The organism is Mesorhizobium sp. M0048 (assembly GCF_040323405.1).
Lineage (GTDB): Bacteria > Pseudomonadota > Alphaproteobacteria > Rhizobiales > Rhizobiaceae > Mesorhizobium.
In genome coordinates this window covers 68,819-86,508 of the sequence record NZ_JAMYUV010000006.1, presented here as the reverse complement: position 1 = coordinate 86,508, position 17,690 = coordinate 68,819, and the positions used below count along the sequence as shown (strand labels likewise).

Here is a 17,690-nt window from a genome sequence, read left to right as displayed (position 1 = left end):
GCTCACCATATCCGGCGGTTTCGAGCGCGGCAACGAGCATTTGCAGAACGGTTGATTGGGCCAGACCGGCGGTGCGAAAATCCGGCTATTTCAGCGCGGTAACCAGGTCGGCGTCGGGAAAGCAGGTAGCGGAACGGCCGTTGCTGGCCTGCCACTTGCCGATCGAGCGGCGCGTCTTGAAGCCAGGCAGGCCGTCGGCGCTGCCGACATCGTAGCCCTTGGCTTCCAGCGCCCGTTGCAGGGCGGCGATGTCGGAGCGGTAGAGCCCGCCGACCGCGCCCCAATTGCCCGAGAAATTGCTGTCGCCATGGGCGATGCGATCGGCGCCATGGCCGATGAACAGGGCATAGAGATCGCTGGTGTTATACTGCTTTAGCACGTAGAAATTGGGGGTCACGATGAAGGCCGGGCCGCTACGCCCGGCCGGCATCAAAAGAAAGCCCTCGGCTTTCAGTTCGCTCGCCGGGAACGGTTTACCCGACACACGCCTGATGCCAATATCAGCCCATTGGGAAATCTTCTTGCCCTGGTCCGGACCTTCGAGCGAGCACGAGACGCTTTCCGGCACCGTCACCTCGAAGCCCCAGCCACGGCTCCTGACCCAGCCATAATGCACGAGATAATTGGCGATCGATGCCAGTATGTCGGGCGTCGAATTCCAGATGTCGGGGCGGCCGTCGCCGTCGAAATCGGCGGCATGCTTGAGGAACGACGTCGGCATGAACTGCGGCTGGCCGAGCGCGCCGGCCCAGGACGATTTCATCGCACCGACCGGGGCAAGCCCGCGCTCGACGATCTCCAGCGCCGCCAAGAGCTCGGTGCGGAAGAATTCCTTCTTGGTCGACATGAACGCCTTGGTGCCCAGCACCTCGAAGGCGTCAAAAGGCAGCTTCGCTGCGCCGAAGCCGCTCTCGCGGCCCCAGATCGCCAGCAGCACTTCGCCAGGCACGCCGTAGCGTTTCTCGATCGCTGCAAGGGTCCTAGCGTTGGCCGCCTCGCGGGTGCGGCCACCGGCGGTCACAGCACGGACGATCCTTTCGGCGAAATAGGCGCCGGGCGAACCGAACTCGGCCTGATGCTGTTTCCGCGGCGTCACCGCCTTCTCGCCCGGCTTTACCAGGTCGGGCAGCTTGAGGTTCGGCTTGACGCCGTCGAAGGCGGCATCGAAGGTTTTTCTGGAGATGCCTTTGGCGCTGGCTTCGGGCCAGAGGTCGTTGCCAAGCCAGGCGCGGAACTGGTCGTCGATCTTTGCCGCGGAGGCGGGGGTGGCGAGGATGAGGGCAAAGAGGACTGCAAGAAGAAACGCGACGGCTATTTTGCGAAAACAGCGATCCGTCCCACCCCCCTCTGTCCTGCAGAGGGGGGTGGGACGGAGTGCCAGCCTTAAAGAATGCTTAGCAACCATCATCCTCCCCGCAACTCGCCTCAAAACACCGTCCGCGAGCGCAGTGCCGCGGCGAGCGTGCCTTCGTCGAGATAGTCGAGTTCGCCGCCGACCGGAACACCGTGCGCCAGGCGCGTCACCTTGATGTCGAAGCCGGAAAGCTGGTCGGTGAGGTAGTGCGCGGTAGTCTGGCCCTCGACCGTAGCGTTGACGGCGAGGATCACTTCCTTGACCTCGCCGCCGGCGACGCGATCGACCAGCGAACGGATGTTGAGCTCATCGGGACCAATGCCGTCGAGCGGCGACAGCGTACCGCCGAGCACATGATAACGCACGTTCATGGCGGTCGCCCGCTCCAGCGCCCAAAGGTCGGCCACGTCCTCGACGACGATGAGCGTGGTGGGGTCGCGGCGCGGGTCGGTGCAGATCATGCATGGATCGGAGGTGTCGACATTGCCGCAGGTCGAGCAGATGCGCACCTTCTCGACCGCCTCGCCCATGGCGGCGGCGAGCGGCGCCAGCAGCTGCTCCTTCTTCTTGATGAGGTGGAGCGCGGCGCGGCGCGCCGAACGCGGGCCGAGCCCCGGCACCTTGGCCAGCAGCTGGATCAGGCGTTCGATCTCGGGACCGGCGATTCGCTTCGACATCGCTCCGGTTTAGGATTTTTCAACGGGTTTTGGAACAGCGCTGAGGCGCGGTGTTCAGCCTGCAAAGAGGCAATCGCCCGGCGTTGCGCCGCCCCTCATTGCCCTGCCGGGCATTTCTCCCGGTACAACGCGCCGACGCCGGCCGCCTCAGTTTTCCTCCAGCGGCCGGGTCTGGCCGGCGATCATCGCGCCGATGGCGTCGGTGTTCTCGGGCGTCGTCTCGAACGACATTGTCGGCTCTGCCGGCGCCGCCTGGAATGATGTGACCAGCCGGGGGTTCACGGTTCTACCGAAACGGGCCGCGTCCGGTTCGTGCATTGGCTCTTGCAACGCCACAAGGATTGGCTTCTCCGGTGCCGCCCTCGCCGCGGTCGCCATTCCTGCAGTCACCCTTGTCTGCCTTGCTGGCTGCGATGCGGCGGCGGTAACATAGGTTGCCTTGGCGAATGTCGGCTTGACCTCGCGAGCCGGCTCCGCCGAAGCGACAAGTATGGCCTGAGCGGCAGGCGCTTGCGGCTTGGCCTGGGCTATGGCGACCACCGTTTCGTCCGGCAACGGCTGCCAGTTGCGGCCGCGCTTTTCGTAAAAGGCATTGCCGCCGGCGACCATGGTGTAGTGCATGTTCTTGTAGGGGAAGCGCAGGCCGGCGGTGTGGAAATACATGGTGTTCTTCAGCTTGGCTTTGCGCTCGCCCTTGAGAACCGCCTCGGCGGCCTCCTCGACGTCGGGCATCGCCTTCGAATTCATCGGCCGTGTCATGACGCCCGGCGCGAACTGGCCGCGCTCGCCAACCACTTCGCAGATGGTGCTGCCGTGCTTGCCGGACCGCAACCGGTTCATCACCACCGTGCCGACCGCAATCATGCCGTCACGGCTCGACCGGTTGGACTCGAAGAACATCGCCCGCTCCAGGCATTCCTTCTCCTTCGGCGTGGAATTGTAGGAGCGCGAGCTCAGGAAACCCGGCGTAATGGCATCGGTCAGGCTGGACATGCCGTGCGAGGCGGTCTGACTGCAAGCGGCCAAAAACAGCGGTGAGATAACGACGCCGAGCCGCAACGGCGCCTTCCATCGGGTAGAGATCAACAGGTGTCCCCTCATTCTGCTGCCAGCCCGCCCCTGGTTGCGGCAAGAATGAGACACTTTCAGGCAAAAAGATGGCTAAAGCGTTATTAAGTTTGGGGCGTTGCCCAATAGACACAGCTGGCGGGCGAAGAGCGTTGGATCGCTGCCCTCTTCGGTCAGGTGCCGGCATGGTTCCAAGGATTCATGCCGTGACCTTGGAGCGCCGCAATCTCCGCAAGAGGGCTTGCCCAAGCCTGGAGAGATTGGTTCAGTCGACGCGGTAACTGTAAACATAGCTCGAGGTGTGCTGAGATTCAGGTCAGGCCGAGCCGAAAATGGCGGCTTCTGGGAACCGGAGCGGAGCGTACGTTTCGTACGTGAGCACCGGAAGCGCAGGAAGCCGCTGTTTGCAGGCCGGCATCACGTGAATATCAACACACCTTAGAACGGCAGCTTCATTCCCGGCGGGATCGGCAGTCCCGCGGTCAGCGCCTTGGTCTTCTCCTGCATGATCTGCTCGACCTTGGTCCTGGCGTCGTTGTGGGCAGCGAGGAGCAGGTCCTCGAGAATCTCGACCTCGTCCTCCTTGAACAGCGCCGGGTCGATCTTCAGCGACTTCATCTCGAATTTGCCGGTCAGCGTCACGCTGACCAGGCCGCCGCCGGCCTGTCCGGTGGCTTCCAGCGTGGCAATCTCATCCTGCATGGCCTGGAACTTGGCCTGCATTTCCTTTGCCTTGCCCATCAGGCCGAGAAGATCTTTCATCGCACGGTCCTTTGCAGTTGGTGCTGGTTGTTTCAGGTTTCGTCGTCGTCGGCCGGCGGCTCGACCGGCACTTCGGCCTCGTCGGCTTCCGGCGCGTCGGGAATGCGCACGTCGATGATCTTGGCGCCGGGAAAGCGCGCCAGGATGGCGGCGACCGTCGGGTCGCTCTTGGCATCGAGGAAGGCGTTTTCGCGCTTTGTCGATTCCATCTCGGCCAAGGTCTGGCCGCCCTCGTCCTTCGACAGCGACACCAGCCAGTTGCGGCCCGTCCAGGCGCGCAGCTTGGCGGTCAAATCATTGAGCAACATCTTCGGCGCATCGTCGGTCAGGCTGACGTCGATACGACCGGGCTCGATGCGCACCAGGCGCACGCAACGCTTCACCAGCACCTTGAAGGCCATGTCGCGCTGGGCGTCGGCAAGGGCGACAATGTCGGCCAGCGATTTCACCGGCACCGGCGGCGCCTCGACCGCCGGCTCCGGCGGAGCAACGAAGTTGGTCGGCACGGGCTCGGCCTCGACCAGGCGCATCGTCTCGACCAGGCGCATTGTCTGGGCGCCGCCATTGGCCGTCGGCATCCGCGCCTGCGCCACGGCGCCGGCACCACCGCTTGCAGGCGCATGGTTTGCGGGGCCGGGGCTTGCCGGCGTGCCATTCACGCGCGGCGCAGTGCCCGGCAGGGTACCGCCGTTCTCCAGCGATTTCAGCGCCTCGTCCAGCGTCGGCAGGTCGGCGGCATGCGCCAGCCGGATCAGCACCATCTCGGCGGCGCTGACCGGGCGGTTGGAAGTCTGCACCTCGGGAATGCCTTTCAGCAGCATCTGCCATGTCCGCGACAGCACCTTGACCGACAGCGTGCTGGCGAAATCGGCGCCGCGCCGGCGCTCGTCCTCGGACAGCGAGGCGTCGTCGACGGCCGCCGGCACGAAACGCAGGCGGGTGACCAGATGGTTGAACTCGGCAAGATCGGTCAGCACCGCGGCCGGATCGGCGCCGGTATCGTACTGGGCGCGGAATTCGGCGAGCGCGGCGGCGACGTCGCCCTTCATGACATGCTCGAACAGGTCGACGATGCGGGCACGGTCGGCAAGGCCGAGCATGGCGCGCACCGCTTCGGCGCTGACCGCGCCGCCGCCATGGGCGATCGCCTGGTCGAGGATCGACTGCGCATCGCGCATCGAGCCTTCGGCCGCGCGCGCGATCATCGCCAGCGCATCGTCTTCGACTTCGATGCCCTCCAGACCGGCTATCCTGGCAAGGTCGGCCTTGATCATTGCCGCATCGATGCGCCTGAGGTCGAAACGCTGGCAGCGCGACAGGACGGTGATCGGCACCTTGCGGATTTCGGTGGTGGCGAAGATGAACTTGACGTGCGGCGGCGGCTCTTCCAGCGTCTTCAGCAGGCCGTTGAAGGCCTGGTTGGAAAGCATGTGCACTTCGTCGATGATGTAGACCTTGTAGCGCGCCGACACCGGGGCGTAGCGCACACGCTCGATGATGTCCCTGATGTCGTCGATGCCGGTATGCGAGGCGGCGTCCATCTCGATGACGTCGACATGCCGGCCTTCCATGATCGCCTGGCAATGCTCGCCGAGCACGGCAAGGTCGACGGACGGCTGGTCGACGGTCGATGTTTTGTAGTTCAGGGCCCGCGCGAGTATGCGCGCGGTCGTCGTCTTGCCGACGCCACGCACGCCGGTCAGCATCCAGGCCTGGGCGATGCGGCCGGTGGCAAAAGCATTGGTCAAGGTGCGGACCATCGGCTCCTGGCCGATCAGTTCGGAGAAATTCGACGGTCGGTATTTGCGCGCCAGCACGCGGTAGGCGGCAGGCTTGTCCAATTTCCCGGCCTCGTTTCCGGCTTCGCTCATTCGCCCGTTAAGCTCCAAGGGCTGCCACTGGAGGCGGCCGATTCCTGCGCATAGTTTCGCCCGCACGGCTTGGCGCCGTCAATGTCGGGGCAAAAGGCGAAGAGGCGGGAGGCTGGAACAATGACCCGTTCCGGGCTCGTTAGGGCTGCTTCCTTCCGGACCTGACCCGGTTGGCGAGTGGACCGTCCACCACCAACCTCCCAGCCTCCATATCGGCAATCCGGCGATGAAATGCAAGTGCGGATGATAGGGGGCCTTGAGCGACGGCGAAAGCCGAAACCAAAAACCCGCCTCGGCGGGCGGGTCGTTGGTGCGAATAATCACCATAGCGGGATTAGTAGCATAGCTGCCGGCACAAAGCAAGAACAAAATGTGGCCACGATCAAAATCGTCGATCTCGGCGGGGCAGCGCCAACCTGATGCAATTTGCCCGGGCCTTCACTTCTTCGCGCACAATCAGCGCCGCGACGGCCAATGTTGCTTGCTCCCCCTTGCGGCCCTTCGGAAGCCGCTCTAGCGTCGATAGAGTTCAAAAAACGTCCAAAAGTGAGGGAAACGCCGATGCTGCCGGGCCTCAAGGCCGGATTCACGCTTGACGCCCAGCTGGAAGCCGACAGCGAACAGCTGATGTGGCTCGGCCTGTGCGAATTGCGCGTCATGAACGACCGCCGCTGGCCATGGCTGCTGCTGGTGCCGCAGCGGCCGGGCATCGAGGAAATCCACGATATGACGCCGCTCGACCAGGCGATGCTGACCTTCGAGACCAATATGGTGGCGCTGGCGCTGAAGCGGGTGACCGGCTGCACCAAGATCAATACCGGTGCACTCGGCAACATCGTGCGCCAGTTGCATGTACACGTTATTGCGCGCTCGGAAGGCGATCCCGGCTGGCCCGGCCCGGTGTGGGGGCACGGCCTGCGCGAGCCCTATCAGCGCTCCGACCTTCGCAAGTTTGCGGAAAAGATCAAGGCAGCGCTATAAGCCTCCCCCGTGTCCATCTTGAACCTTCCCGAGTCTGCATGAGCTTTCGCCTGTTTGACGCGCCCTTGCGCGAGCCGAGCCAGTTCGTCGGCTTCGCCGGCAACATTATCGACCGGCAGTCCGAAAACCGCGCCGACGATTCCGTTGAAAAGGCGCTCGCCGATCCTTCGGCGCGGCTTTTGCTGATGCGTGGCGGCCGGCTCTATCTGAAGCTTGCGCAAGGCGCATTCGACCCCTGGTTCGGCGTGGCCGAATGCCGGCCGCTCGAAGCATCGCTCGAAAACGGCGTGCTGCTCGGTTTTTCCGAAAGCGGCCCGGTGCTGGCGGTGCCGGCCGGAGTCGAGCCCGAGCAGCTTCCCGAGACGATCAAGGCCATCGACTATCGCTCGGTCTATATGCAGGGGCTGATCGACGAAGCGGCCGCCGGCGCGCTGGCGCAAGGGGCGGCGCTGCTTGCCTGGCATGCCAGCCATCGCTTCTGCAGCAAGTGCGGCACCGAAGCCGAGATGCGGGCGGGCGGTTACAAGCGGCATTGCCCGGCCTGCGGCACGGAGCACTTTCCGCGCACCGACCCGGTGGCGATCATGCTGACGGCGACGCGCGAAAAATGCCTGCTCGGCCGCGGCCGGCATTTCGGGCCCGGCATGTATTCGGCGCTCGCCGGTTTCATCGAACCGGGCGAGACGATCGAGGCGGCGGTGCGCCGCGAAACGCTGGAGGAAGCCGGCATCCGGCTAGGCCGCGTCGTCTACCACGCCAGCCAGCCCTGGCCGTTTCCCTATTCGCTGATGATCGGCTGCTTCGGCGAACCGCTCAACGACGATATCCACCCCGACTTCAACGAGCTGGAAGATTGCCGCTGGTTCTTTCGCGACGAGGTGCTCTCGATGCTGGCCCGCGAGCATCCGGGCGGCCTGGTGACACCGCCGAAGGGGGCGATCGCCTATAATCTCATCCGCGCCTGGGCCGACAGCGCGTGATACGAAGACATCGCAGGAGCAAAAAATGATCCGTCACACCGTCGTGTTCACGCTAAAGCACCCGCCGCATTCGCTCGAGGAAAAAAGGTTCCTCGCCGACGCCAAGACGATCCTCACGGCGATAAAGGGCGTCACGCATTTCGAGCAGTTGCGGCAGGTCAGCCCCAAGAACGACTACCGCTTCGGCTTCTCGATGGAGTTCGCCGATCAGCGGGCTTACTCCGGCTATAACGACCATCCCGACCACGTCGCCTTCGTCCGCGACCGCTGGATCCCGGAGGTCGAGGCGTTTATGGAGATCGACTACGTGCCGCTCGGCTGGGGCTGAGACTGGAAAGCGGCGCTCTAAAAAAATCAATACCCCGCGTCGCGATCCACCACATTTTCCAGCGCTTCGCCGCGCTCGAAGGCGTCCATCTGACGCAGCATGATCGGCGCCAGGTGGACCGGATCGGAAGTTGCCGCCGCGTGCGGCGTCACGAACACTTTCGGGTGACTCCATAGCGGGCTGGTCTTCGGCAGCGGTTCGACCTCGAACACGTCGAGGCTGGCTTCCTTCAGCGTGCCGTCGTCCAGCGCGCGCAAAATGTCGGCGTCCTTCTGCAGCCTTCCGCGCCCGGCATTGATCAGCACCGAGCCGCCGAGGCCATTGCGCTTGCGCAGCTCCTTCAGCACGCCGTGGTTGATGATGCCGTGCGTCTGTGGCGTCAGCGGCAACAGCACCACCAGGATATCGGTGGCATTGAGGAACGGGATCAGGCCGGCCTCGCCCGCGTAAGTCGAGACACGTTCCATCGGCCGATCGCTGCGCGACCAGCCATTAACGGGAAAGCCGAGCGACAACAGTACCGATGCCGCCGCGCGGCCAAGCGTGCCGAGCCCCATAATGCCGACCGAGATGTCGCCGGCCGGCCGCTGCTGCGGCTCGTGCCAGATCTTCTTCTGCTGCTGGGCGCGGTAGAGCATGCCCTGGCGATGGTGGTCGAGCACCCGCCAGACGACGTATTCGGTCATGTACTGGGTAAGGTTGTCGGCGACCACTTTGACGACCGGTACGTCGGGCAAGGTGGGATCGGCGAAAATGTGGTCGACGCCGGCGCCGATCGAGAAGATAGCCCGCAGATTGGGCAGCGACGACAACAGGTTCGGCCTCTGTTTCCACACCACAGCATAGGTGATCGAGGGATCGCCGGCGCCATTCGGCTCGAGCACCACTTCGCGCTCCGCGGACAGCAGTTCGCGCCAGCGCAGCGGATGAATACCGGTGAGGGCAAGCAGGATGCGGCCTTTTTCCATTGCGGATTGTTTTTCCCTTTTACCAACAGCGTTCGCGTCCGGACTCGCAGGGGCGCGGCAGCGTTTTGATTTTGTGCATGATCTCTGGCGAAAATCTACTCGCTGACGATACCGACCGGCGCCGTTTCGATCTTGAAGGCGGCCGAGATCAACGCCTTTGTATAGTCGGTCCGCGGGTTGCCGAAAATCTGTTCGGAAGGACCGGCCTCGACGATCCTGCCATTACGCATGACGATGACTTCGTTGGCGAGCGCGCGGATGACCCTCAGATCGTGGCTGATGAAGAGGTAGGCGAGATCGTGCTTGGCCTGCAGGCTGCGCAAGAGGTCGACGACCTGCGCCTGCACGCTCATGTCGAGCGCCGAGGTCGGCTCGTCCAGCATGACGAAACGCGGGTTGAGCACCATGGCGCGCGCGATGGCGACGCGCTGGCGCTGGCCGCCGGAGAATTCGTGCGGATAGCGGTTGCGCGTCGCCGGATCGAGGCCGACTTCCTTCAGGACGTCGACGACACGCTCGTCGCGCGCATCAGGAGACAGTTTCGGCTCGTGGATCTTCAACCCTTCCTCGATGATCTCGGCGACCGACATGCGCGGACTGAGCGAACCGAACGGATCCTGGAAGACGATCTGCAACTCGCGTCGCAACGGCCGCATTTCGCTGAAGGACAGCTGATCGATGCCGCGTCCGTTGAACTGGATGGTCCCCGTCGACGAGATCATCCTGGCCAGCGCCAGGCCGAGCGTCGTCTTGCCTGAGCCGGATTCGCCGACGACGCCAAGCGTCTGGCCGGCCCGCACGGTGACGTCGATGCCGTCGACCGCCTTCACATTGTCGACGGTGCGCCGGAAGAAGCCCTTCTTGATCGGAAACCAGACCTTGACGTCCTTGCCGACCATCACCGGCTTGGCGGCCTGGTTGGCCGCCGGCGGCTTGCCTTTCGGCTCGGCGGCAAGCAGATGCCGCGTGTAGGCGTGCTGCGGATTGGCGAATATCTCCTTGGTCGGGCCGGTCTCGACGATCTTGCCCTTGGTCATCACGCAGACCCGGTCGGCGATCTTCCTGACGATGCCGAGATCGTGGGTGATGAACAGCATCGACATGTTCTTGCGGCTTTTCAGGCCGGCCAGCAATTCGAGGATCTGCGCCTGGACGGTGACGTCGAGCGCGGTCGTCGGCTCGTCGGCGATCAACAGTTCAGGCTCGTTGGCGAGCGCCATGGCGATCATGACGCGCTGGCGCTGGCCGCCGGAAAGCTGGTGCGGATAGGCGTCGAGCCGTTTTTCCGGTTCGCGGATGCCGACCTCGTGCAGAAGTTCCAGCGTGCGCGCCTTGGCGTTGCGATCGCCCAGGCCCTGGTGCAGCTTCAGCACCTCGACGATCTGCTGCTCGATCGTGTGCAGCGGGTTGAGCGAGGTCATCGGCTCCTGGAAGATCATGGTGATCTTGTTGCCGCGCACGCGGCGCAAGTCTCTCTCGTCCGCGGCAAGCAGGTCGGCGCCGAGGAACAGGATCTTTCCCGACGGGTGGCTGGCGGTCGGATAGGGCAGCAGCTTCAGCACCGACAGCGCGGTGACCGACTTGCCGGAGCCGGATTCGCCGACCAGCGCCACCGTCTCGCCCTTGGCGAGGTCGAAGGAGATATGGTCGACGGCGACCGACTGGCTGCCGCCTTGCGTGAAGGCGACGCTGAGATCCTGGACCGAGAGGAGAGGGGGGGTCATAGCTCAACTTCCGCGACAACCCTGTCCAAGGCGGAAATTTCCGGTCGTATGATCGAAATTTTGGCTGCCATTTGAGGGGGGACGAGACGATTTGGTGCGATAGAATAGGTCTCTTTCAACCTCGTGTCCGCGGTCAGAAATTGGGTGCAGCCGAAGTGCATCGCTGTGGAAAGATGGATCGCGTCTGGTAATCTCAACGAAAGGAATTCCGAACGTAACTGTGCTGCGTGCCAGAGAACGTCGCGAGTTATCGTCCCAATTGAGATGAAGGCATTGCCGATTGAAATATTGTCGTAGAGCTCGATCAGTCGCTCATTGTTCTTTCTCAAGGGATCGACCATCAACTCCGCGAGCACGATCTCACTCGTCGCCAGGAAAGGCTGCTTTCTGCCCTCGTTCAGTGAAATGAGCTGAAGCAGTTTGTTTGCAAGCGCATCATTGTTTTCAAAGGCATAGATGAAAATGTTGGTGTCGACATAAAGCCGGACTGCAGCCATCAATCCTCCCACTCATCGCGGAGGGCACGAACACGCGCGACAGCCTCGTCGAGGCTTGTTCCCGGCGCGTTGGCCTGAGCATCCCGCATGAGTTCAAGCAATTGTTCGCGGCCAAGGGGCCTGTTGGCCTCCTCCTCCACTGTCACTCTGACCGAGGCGCTCGGCGCTATGCCTTTTCGCAGTTCATCCGGGAGCTTCGATGCCGGGTAGTGTTCAAGGATGATCCTATTCATAACCCTTCCTTCCCCAACGTGCGGATTGACGGACTGCACGGACGCCAACACACCGTCATGGCTCCGGGTTCGCTCATATCGGCCAATTTGCTCTCCAGTGATCGAGCGATGGCTGCCACTGGTGTTTCACCGATCAAAGCCGCCGGTCACTTGAGGGTACGTCCGCTTTTGTCCGGATTGCCATTTCCGGAATATAACATGCCGAATGCCAGCCTGCATCGCCCTCATCTGAACGTCTTGCGCGGATCGAAGGCGTCGCGGGTGGCCTCGCCGACGAAGACCAGCAGCGACAGCATCAGCGAGATGACGACGAAGCCGGAAATGCCGAGCCAGGGGGCGTTGAGGTTGCGCTGCGCCTGCTTCAACAGTTCGCCCAGCGAGGCGGAGCCGGGCGGCAGGCCGAAGCCGAGATAGTCGAGCGAGGTCAGCGTCGAGATCGAGCCGCTGAGCAGGAAGGGCAGGAAGGTCAGCGTCGCCACCATGGCATTGGGAAGCAGATGCCGGAACATGATGGTGATGTTGGGCACGCCGAGCGCGCGCGCCGCATTGACATATTCGAAATTGCGGGCGCGCAGGAACTCGGCCCGCACCACGCCGACCAGCGCCACCCAGGAGAACAGCAGCATCAATCCGAGCAGGATGAAGAAGCCGGGCGGCAGGATGGCGGCGACGATCAAGAGCAGGTACAGCACTGGGATCGCCGACCAGATCTCGATGAAGCGCTGGAAAAGAAGGTCGGTCCAGCCGCCGAAATAGCCCTGCAAGGCGCCGGCCGCCACGCCGATCAGCGCCGAGCCGGCGGTCAGGATCAGGCCGAACAGCACCGATATCCTGAAGCCGTAGATGACGCGCGCCAGCACGTCGCGGGCCTGGTCGTCGGTGCCCAGCCAGTTCCAGTTGCCGACGTTGCAATTGGGGTCCGCTTCGCCTTTCGGATACTGGTTGCATCGCGTCTTCTTGTCGTAGAGCCAGGACGGCTTGGTCGGTGCTGCTTCGGGAATGGCGTTGTTGACGGTCTGGTAGGAGTAGCGCACCGGCGGCCAGACCATCCAGCCATTGGCATTGATCTCGTCCTGGATGACCGGGTCGCGGTAGTCGGTGACCGCATAGAAGCCGCCGAACTTCTCCTCGGGATAGGCGACCAGGACCGGAAACAGGATCTCGCCCTTGTAGGAGGCGATGATCGGCTTGTCGTTGGCGATCAGTTCGGAAACCAGCGACAGCACGAACAGGAACAGGAAAATCCACAACGACCAGTAGCCGCGCCTGTTGGACTTGAAGTTCTGCAGGCGCCGCTGGTTGAGCGGCGACAGAAAGGGCCGCGCGATCCGAGGCGGCGCCGTTTCGGCTGTCGCCTGCTCCATCAGACGTCTCTCCGCTCGAAGTCGATGCGCGGATCGACCCAGGTATAGATCAGGTCGGACAGCAGCCCGACGAACAGGCCAAGCAGCGAGAAGATGTAGAGATTGGCGAAGACCACCGGATAGTCGCGCTGCACCACCGAGTTGAAACCAAGCAGGCCGAGGCCATCGAGCGAAAAGATGTTCTCGATCAGCAGCGACCCGGTGAAGAATGCCGAGATGAAGGCACCGGGGAAACCCGCGATGACGATCAGCATGGCGTTGCGGAAGACGTGGCCATAAAGCACCTGCCGCTCCGACAGGCCCTTGGCGCGGGCTGTGACCACATATTGCTTGCGTATCTCCTCAAGGAAGGAATTCTTGGTGAGCAACGTCGTCGTGGCGAAGGCCGACAGCACCAGCGCCGTCAGCGGCAGGGTCATGTGCCAGAAATAGTCGACGATCCGCTGCGGCCACGACAGCTGGTCCCAATTGTCGGAGGTGAGGCCGCGCAGCGGAAACCAGTCCCAGAACGAGCCGCCGGCAAACAGCACCATCAGCAATATGCCGAACAGGAAGCCCGGAATGGCGTAACCGACAATGACGACGCCGCTGGTCCAGACGTCGAAGGTGGAGCCGTCCTTGACTGCCTTGCGGATGCCGAGCGGGATCGAGATCAGATAGGACAAGAGTGTGATCCACAGTCCGATCGAGATCGACACCGGCATCTTTTCCAGGATCAGGTCGAGCACCGAGATGTCGCGGAAATAGCTGTCGCCGAAATCGAAGCGGAGATAGTTCCACAGCATCATGCCGAAGCGCTCGAGCGGCGGCTTGTCGAAACCGAACTGCTTCTCCAGCTTCTTGATGAATTCCGGGTCGAGCCCTTGCGCGCCGCGGTATTTCGAGCCGACGTCGCCGGCGACATCGAAATTGGCGCCGCCGGCATCACCGCCGCCGCCGCCTAGGCGATCGCTGCCGCCCTGGTTGGTCAGCCTGGCGATGACCTGCTCGACCGGCCCGCCCGGCGCGAACTGGATGACGGCGAAGGATACCGCCATGATGCCGAACAGGGTCGGGATCATCAACAGGATGCGGCGCAGTATATAGGCGCCCATCAGGTTCCCTGCCTCGCTTGTGCGAAAATCTCAGCCTTTGCCAATCTTTGCCGCCTTGTCTTTGTCGAACCACCACGACGTCTCGACCGGAAAGTCGTAATCCGGCTTTTGAGCGGGAAAGCCGAACATGTCCCAGAAGGCTGCTCGGTGATTCGCCAGATGATATGTTGGAATCCAGTCTAGCCGCGCGCGCAAGACCCGATCGAGCGCGTTGAGCGCGGTTACGAGTTCGATCCGGCTCTGCGCCTTGCCGGCTGCCTCGATCAGCGCGTCGATGGCTTTGCTTTCCGTACCCGGATAGTTGCGCATCCCCGGCGTTTTCGCCATTTGGGAAGCGTAGAGAATCTCCAAACCGTCGGCGGTGGGCGTCGCTCCGATCGACCATGCGAGCATGTTGAAGTCGAAGTCGAAATTGCTCTGCCGCGCTTCAAATTGCGTCGAGTCGACCTGCCGGATCGAAGCGTCGATGCCGATCGCCTTCATATTCTCGGACCATGGCGCGAAAATACGAACGAGACCCTCGTCCTCGGCAAGCATTTCCACGCGCAGGCGCTCGCCTTTGTCGTTGAGGACGAAATTGCCCGCTCGCTTCCAGCCGCCTTCGGCAAGCAGCCTCGAAGCCTCGCGCAGCAGCTTACGGTCGTGCCCGGAACCGTCGGAGACGGGTTGCATCACCGGTTCGCCGAAGGTCTCCGGCGGCAACTCGGCTCGAAACGGCTCCAGCAGGGCCAACTCCTTGGGTGAGGGCAGGCCCTTGGCCTTGTAATCCGATCGCTCGAAGTTCGATTGCGAACGCTCGTAGGAGTCGAAAAACAGAACCCGCCTGGTCCATTCGAAGTCGAAGCAATAGGCGATTGCCCGTCTCACGCGAATGTCGCGGAACTGCGGACGGCGCTGGTTCAGCGCGACAGCCTGCATGGATGGCGTTTTCTCGCCAGGAAATTCGCGTTTGACGACCCTGCCATCCTTCAGTGCTGGAAAGTCGTAGCCGGTCGCCCATACCCGCGAGGTGAACTCCTCGCGAAAATGCGTATCCCCTTTCTTGAATGCTTCAAAGGCTGCCTGGCGATCAAGGTAGAAATCGATACGGATGCGGTCGAAATTATGACTGCCGCGGTTCACGGCCAGATCGCGGCCCCAATAGTCGGCGACGCGTTCATATTCGACAGTCTGCCCGGCCACCACCCGTCCAACCCTGTATGGTCCGGAGCTGAGCGGTGGCGTCATCGTCGAGGCGTCGAAATCATTGGCGGTGTAGAACGCTTTCGACACGATCGGCATTACGACGATCGCGAGGATATTCTGCGCGGACTGTTGGCCGTTGAAGGTAAGGTTGACTGTAAGCGGATCGATTGCGACCGCTTCTGTCATGTGCCGCAGCGCTTGGGAAAGGTTCGGATGTCCCCGGTCTTTGTAGAGGTTCAAGGCGAAGGCAATGTCGTCGGCGGTCAGCGGCGACCCGTCATGGAAGCGCGCTTGTGGCCGCAGGCTGAAGCGGTAGCCATTGCGATCCTGCGACAAGGTAACGGATTCGGCAAGCAGGCCGTAGACCGCATCCGGTTCGTCGACTGCCCTTGCCATCAGCGAATCGAAGCAGAGCTCGGTGCGCGGCGGCGAATCCCCCTTCAACACCAGTGAGTTCAGTGTGTTGAAAGTCAGGAAGCTCTGATTGAGGGTGGAGTTCGGCGGGGCGAAATTCATCCGGCCGCCCTTGGGAGCGTCCGGATTGACACAGTCGAAATGCGTGAAATCCGGCCCGTATTTGAGATCGCCAAAAGCCGACAACCCGTGCAGTTTCACGCCGGTTGGAATGGCCGCGAAAGCCCGGCCGGGCAGCAGCGCTGCGGCCGCGGCGGCACCGCCCAGGGCGAGGAAGTCGCGACGGGGCAGCGCCGCCATCAATTGCCGCTCTTGTATTTGGCCGCCAGCGCCTTTTCCTTGGCCGGGTCGATCCACCAGGAATTCTGGTCGACGCCGCTATAGGCGGGCTGCTTTTCCGGCATACCGAACTTGTTCCAGTAGGCGAGCCAGACCACGGCGCGGTAATATTGCGGCACGACGTAGAAATTCCACAACAGCACCCGGTCGAGCGCATGGGTGGCGGCAACGAGATCGTCGCGGTCGGTGGCATAAATGATCCGATCGACCAGCGCATCGACGACCGGATTCTTGATGCCGGCGTAATTGCGCGATCCCGGCGAATCGGCGGCCTTGGAGCTCCAGAAGTCGCGCTGTTCGTTGCCGGGAGAGTCCGACTGGCCGAGTTGCCATATGATGACGTCGTAATCGAAATGCTTGACGCGGTTGATATACTGGGTCTGGTCGATCAGGCGCAGCGTCGCGTCGACGCCGATCTTGCGCAGATTGGCGATATATGGGCTGGCGATGACCTGGTCGGTGTCGTTCCAACCGAGGATCTCGAATTTGAACGGTTCGCCGGTCTTGGCGTTGACCATCTTGCCGCCCTTGATCACCCAGCCGGCCTTGGCGAACAGATCGACCGCGGTCTTCAGGTATTTGCGCTCCGCCTGCGGCGTGTCGTAGACCGGCAGCTTGAATTCCTGGGTGAAGACTTCGGGCGGCAGCTTGTCGCGGTACTGCTCCAGGATCTCCAGTTCCTTGCCTTGCGGCAGGCCGCTCGACGCCAGTTCCGTGCCCTGGAAATAGCTGCTGGTGCGGGTGTTGGAACCGAAGAACAGGGTCCGGTTCATCGTCTCGAAGTCGAACGGGTACATCAGCGCGGCGCGCACCAGGCGATCTTGGAACAGCGGGCGCCTGGTGTTGAGCATGAAGGCCTGCATCGGTTCGGGCGACGCGGTCTTGAATTCCTTCTTGATGACGTCACCGGCCTTGACTGCCGGAAAATCATAGAATGTGTTCCAGCGCCTCGAACTGTTCTCCGGCTTGATGTCGTCCAAGCCGCCCTTGGTAAAGGCCTGCCAGGCGGCGTTGTCGTCCAGAAAATAGCTGAAACGCTGCCTGTCGAAATTCTCGCGGCCGATTTTTACGGGCAGCTTGGCCGCCCAGTAATCGGGTACGCGCTGCCAGATGATTTCGGACCCCGGCTTGAAGCTGGCGATCTTGTAGGCGGCCGATCCCAGCGGCGGCTCCAATGTCGATTTGGTGACGTCGCGTTTCTTGCCGCTGGCGTCCGTGCCTTCCCACCAGTGCTTGGGCAACACGACGAGGTCGCCGATGATCTTCGGTAGCTCCCGGTTGCCTTTCTGACTGAAGTGGAACTCGACCTCGCGGTCGGAGATGGCGACGGCGTCGGTGACGTTTTCGAAATAGCGGCTGTACATCGGGCTGTTGGCCTTCAGTACCTGGAACGACCAGATCACGTCGTCCGTGGTGATCGGCTGGCCGTCATGCCATTTCGCCCGCGGGTCGAGCCGGTAGGTCGCCGAGGAATAGTCGGCCGGATATTTATAGGCGTCGGCGATCAGCGGATGGCTGGTGCTGCCCTCGTCGGTCGCCTGCTCCATCAGCGTGTCGTAGAGCAGGCCGCCGCCAAACTGCGCGAAGCCGGCGGCCGGCGAACCCTGCACGATGTAGGGATTGAAGCTGTCGAACGTGCCCAGCACAACCGAATTCAGCGTGCCGCCCTTCGGTGCATCCGGATTGACGTAATCGTAATGCTGGAAATTGTCGCCGTATTTGGATTCGCCGATCAGCGACGAGGTCGTGCGCCATTCGTCCGCGAAGGCCGCCTGCAGGCCGCCGGCAAAAGCAGCCAGCATCAGCACTGATTTCAGAAGCATCCGCGCTCGGCCAACCGTCATGCGTTCT

16 protein-coding genes and 1 other RNA gene are annotated in these 17,690 nt (G+C 62.6%); 3 read left to right on the top strand and 14 right to left on the bottom strand.

Going from position 1 to position 17,690, the window contains the following annotated elements:
• Nucleotides 1-85 precede the first annotated feature (85 nt).
• The 6 genes from NKJ84_RS08585 to ffs form a co-directional block, all read right to left on the bottom strand.
• The gene (locus NKJ84_RS08585; RefSeq protein ID WP_352506124.1) at nt 86-1,405 is read right to left on the bottom strand and encodes a lytic murein transglycosylase; all 1,320 of its coding nucleotides are present in this window, start codon (nt 1,403-1,405) and stop codon (nt 86-88) included.
• A 20-nt stretch (nt 1,406-1,425) separates the two neighbouring features.
• Entirely contained in the window at nt 1,426-2,031 is a 606-nt protein-coding gene (gene recR, locus NKJ84_RS08580) for a recombination mediator RecR (protein ID WP_352506123.1), read from the bottom strand.
• A gap of 147 nt (nt 2,032-2,178) precedes the next feature.
• Nucleotides 2,179-3,117 carry a cell wall hydrolase gene (locus NKJ84_RS08575; RefSeq protein ID WP_352506122.1) on the bottom strand — a complete coding sequence of 313 codons (939 nt, stop codon included), beginning with the start codon at nt 3,115-3,117 and terminating at the stop codon, nt 2,179-2,181.
• Nucleotides 3,118-3,537: 420 nt separating this feature from the next.
• Complete coding sequence (locus tag NKJ84_RS08570; RefSeq protein ID WP_254816197.1) at nt 3,538-3,861, bottom strand: YbaB/EbfC family nucleoid-associated protein; 324 nt, start codon at nt 3,859-3,861, stop codon at nt 3,538-3,540.
• Nucleotides 3,862-3,893: 32 nt separating this feature from the next.
• On the bottom strand, nt 3,894-5,732 hold the full coding sequence (locus tag NKJ84_RS08565; protein ID WP_352506121.1) for a DNA polymerase III subunit gamma/tau: 1,839 nt from the start codon (nt 5,730-5,732) through the stop codon (nt 3,894-3,896).
• A 104-nt stretch (nt 5,733-5,836) separates the two neighbouring features.
• An RNA gene (gene ffs / locus NKJ84_RS08560) (signal recognition particle sRNA small type) lies at nt 5,837-5,933 on the bottom strand.
• Between the two features lie 360 nt (nt 5,934-6,293).
• On the opposite strand from ffs, the gene NKJ84_RS08555 reads away from it, so the two are divergent.
• The 3 genes from NKJ84_RS08555 to NKJ84_RS08545 are packed head-to-tail and all read left to right on the top strand — an operon-like array spanning nt 6,294 to nt 8,021.
• Nucleotides 6,294-6,713 carry an HIT family protein gene (locus NKJ84_RS08555; protein WP_023676868.1) on the top strand — a complete coding sequence of 140 codons (420 nt, stop codon included), beginning with the start codon at nt 6,294-6,296 and terminating at the stop codon, nt 6,711-6,713.
• A 38-nt stretch (nt 6,714-6,751) separates the two neighbouring features.
• A complete protein-coding gene (gene nudC, locus NKJ84_RS08550; RefSeq protein WP_352506120.1) occupies nt 6,752-7,693 on the top strand; it encodes an NAD(+) diphosphatase in 942 nt (313 codons plus the stop codon).
• Nucleotides 7,694-7,718: 25 nt separating this feature from the next.
• Nucleotides 7,719-8,021, top strand: coding sequence for a Dabb family protein (locus NKJ84_RS08545; protein ID WP_254816201.1), 303 nt, complete (start codon nt 7,719-7,721; stop codon nt 8,019-8,021).
• A 26-nt stretch (nt 8,022-8,047) separates the two neighbouring features.
• Here the strand turns inward: NKJ84_RS08545 and NKJ84_RS08540 are convergent, their stop codons facing one another.
• The 8 genes from NKJ84_RS08540 to NKJ84_RS08505 all read right to left on the bottom strand — a co-directional run bounded on the left by NKJ84_RS08540 (nt 8,048) and on the right by NKJ84_RS08505 (nt 17,683).
• Nucleotides 8,048-8,989, bottom strand: coding sequence for a 2-hydroxyacid dehydrogenase (locus tag NKJ84_RS08540; protein WP_352506119.1), 942 nt, complete (start codon nt 8,987-8,989; stop codon nt 8,048-8,050).
• Between the two features lie 95 nt (nt 8,990-9,084).
• Nucleotides 9,085-10,713: an ABC transporter ATP-binding protein gene (locus NKJ84_RS08535; protein WP_352506118.1), complete on the bottom strand. Its 1,629-nt coding sequence runs from the start codon at nt 10,711-10,713 to the stop codon at nt 9,085-9,087.
• Nucleotides 10,710-11,210: a type II toxin-antitoxin system VapC family toxin gene (locus NKJ84_RS08530; protein WP_352506117.1), complete on the bottom strand. Its 501-nt coding sequence runs from the start codon at nt 11,208-11,210 to the stop codon at nt 10,710-10,712. Before NKJ84_RS08530 ends, NKJ84_RS08535 begins: the two co-directional genes overlap by 4 nt.
• Nucleotides 11,210-11,443, bottom strand: a complete 234-nt coding sequence (locus tag NKJ84_RS08525; RefSeq protein ID WP_352506116.1) for a hypothetical protein — start codon at nt 11,441-11,443, stop codon at nt 11,210-11,212. The genes NKJ84_RS08530 and NKJ84_RS08525 overlap by 1 nt, the downstream gene beginning before the upstream one ends.
• A gap of 224 nt (nt 11,444-11,667) precedes the next feature.
• On the bottom strand, nt 11,668-12,807 hold the full coding sequence (locus NKJ84_RS08520) for an ABC transporter permease (protein WP_352506115.1): 1,140 nt from the start codon (nt 12,805-12,807) through the stop codon (nt 11,668-11,670).
• The gene (locus NKJ84_RS08515) at nt 12,807-13,901 is read right to left on the bottom strand and encodes a microcin C ABC transporter permease YejB (protein WP_254816205.1); all 1,095 of its coding nucleotides are present in this window, start codon (nt 13,899-13,901) and stop codon (nt 12,807-12,809) included. The genes NKJ84_RS08520 and NKJ84_RS08515 overlap by 1 nt, the downstream gene beginning before the upstream one ends.
• A gap of 30 nt (nt 13,902-13,931) precedes the next feature.
• Nucleotides 13,932-15,800, bottom strand: a complete 1,869-nt coding sequence (locus NKJ84_RS08510; protein WP_352506114.1) for an extracellular solute-binding protein — start codon at nt 15,798-15,800, stop codon at nt 13,932-13,934.
• A complete protein-coding gene (locus NKJ84_RS08505; protein ID WP_352506113.1) occupies nt 15,800-17,683 on the bottom strand; it encodes an extracellular solute-binding protein in 1,884 nt (627 codons plus the stop codon). Before NKJ84_RS08505 ends, NKJ84_RS08510 begins: the two co-directional genes overlap by 1 nt.
• Between the last annotated feature and the right edge of the window lie 7 nt (nt 17,684-17,690).

Excerpts from the sequence above, each read along its gene's own strand:
- NKJ84_RS08585 (WP_352506124.1), bottom strand. The coding sequence starts at position 1,405 with ATGGTTGCTAAGCATTCTTTAAGGCTGGCACTCCGTCCCACCCCCCTC.
- recR (WP_352506123.1), bottom strand. The coding sequence starts at position 2,031 with ATGTCGAAGCGAATCGCCGGTCCCGAGATCGAACGCCTGATCCAGCTG.
- NKJ84_RS08570 (WP_254816197.1), bottom strand. The coding sequence starts at position 3,861 with ATGAAAGATCTTCTCGGCCTGATGGGCAAGGCAAAGGAAATGCAGGCC.
- NKJ84_RS08565 (WP_352506121.1), bottom strand. The coding sequence starts at position 5,732 with ATGAGCGAAGCCGGAAACGAGGCCGGGAAATTGGACAAGCCTGCCGCC.
- NKJ84_RS08555 (WP_023676868.1), top strand. The coding sequence starts at position 6,294 with ATGCTGCCGGGCCTCAAGGCCGGATTCACGCTTGACGCCCAGCTGGAA.
- nudC (WP_352506120.1), top strand. The coding sequence starts at position 6,752 with ATGAGCTTTCGCCTGTTTGACGCGCCCTTGCGCGAGCCGAGCCAGTTC.
- NKJ84_RS08545 (WP_254816201.1), top strand. The coding sequence starts at position 7,719 with ATGATCCGTCACACCGTCGTGTTCACGCTAAAGCACCCGCCGCATTCG.
- NKJ84_RS08540 (WP_352506119.1), bottom strand. The coding sequence starts at position 8,989 with ATGGAAAAAGGCCGCATCCTGCTTGCCCTCACCGGTATTCATCCGCTG.
- NKJ84_RS08535 (WP_352506118.1), bottom strand. The coding sequence starts at position 10,713 with ATGACCCCCCCTCTCCTCTCGGTCCAGGATCTCAGCGTCGCCTTCACG.
- NKJ84_RS08530 (WP_352506117.1), bottom strand. The coding sequence starts at position 11,210 with ATGGCTGCAGTCCGGCTTTATGTCGACACCAACATTTTCATCTATGCC.
- NKJ84_RS08525 (WP_352506116.1), bottom strand. The coding sequence starts at position 11,443 with ATGAATAGGATCATCCTTGAACACTACCCGGCATCGAAGCTCCCGGAT.
- NKJ84_RS08520 (WP_352506115.1), bottom strand. The coding sequence starts at position 12,807 with ATGGAGCAGGCGACAGCCGAAACGGCGCCGCCTCGGATCGCGCGGCCC.
- NKJ84_RS08515 (WP_254816205.1), bottom strand. The coding sequence starts at position 13,901 with ATGGGCGCCTATATACTGCGCCGCATCCTGTTGATGATCCCGACCCTG.
- NKJ84_RS08510 (WP_352506114.1), bottom strand. The coding sequence starts at position 15,800 with ATGGCGGCGCTGCCCCGTCGCGACTTCCTCGCCCTGGGCGGTGCCGCC.
- NKJ84_RS08505 (WP_352506113.1), bottom strand. The coding sequence starts at position 17,683 with ATGACGGTTGGCCGAGCGCGGATGCTTCTGAAATCAGTGCTGATGCTG.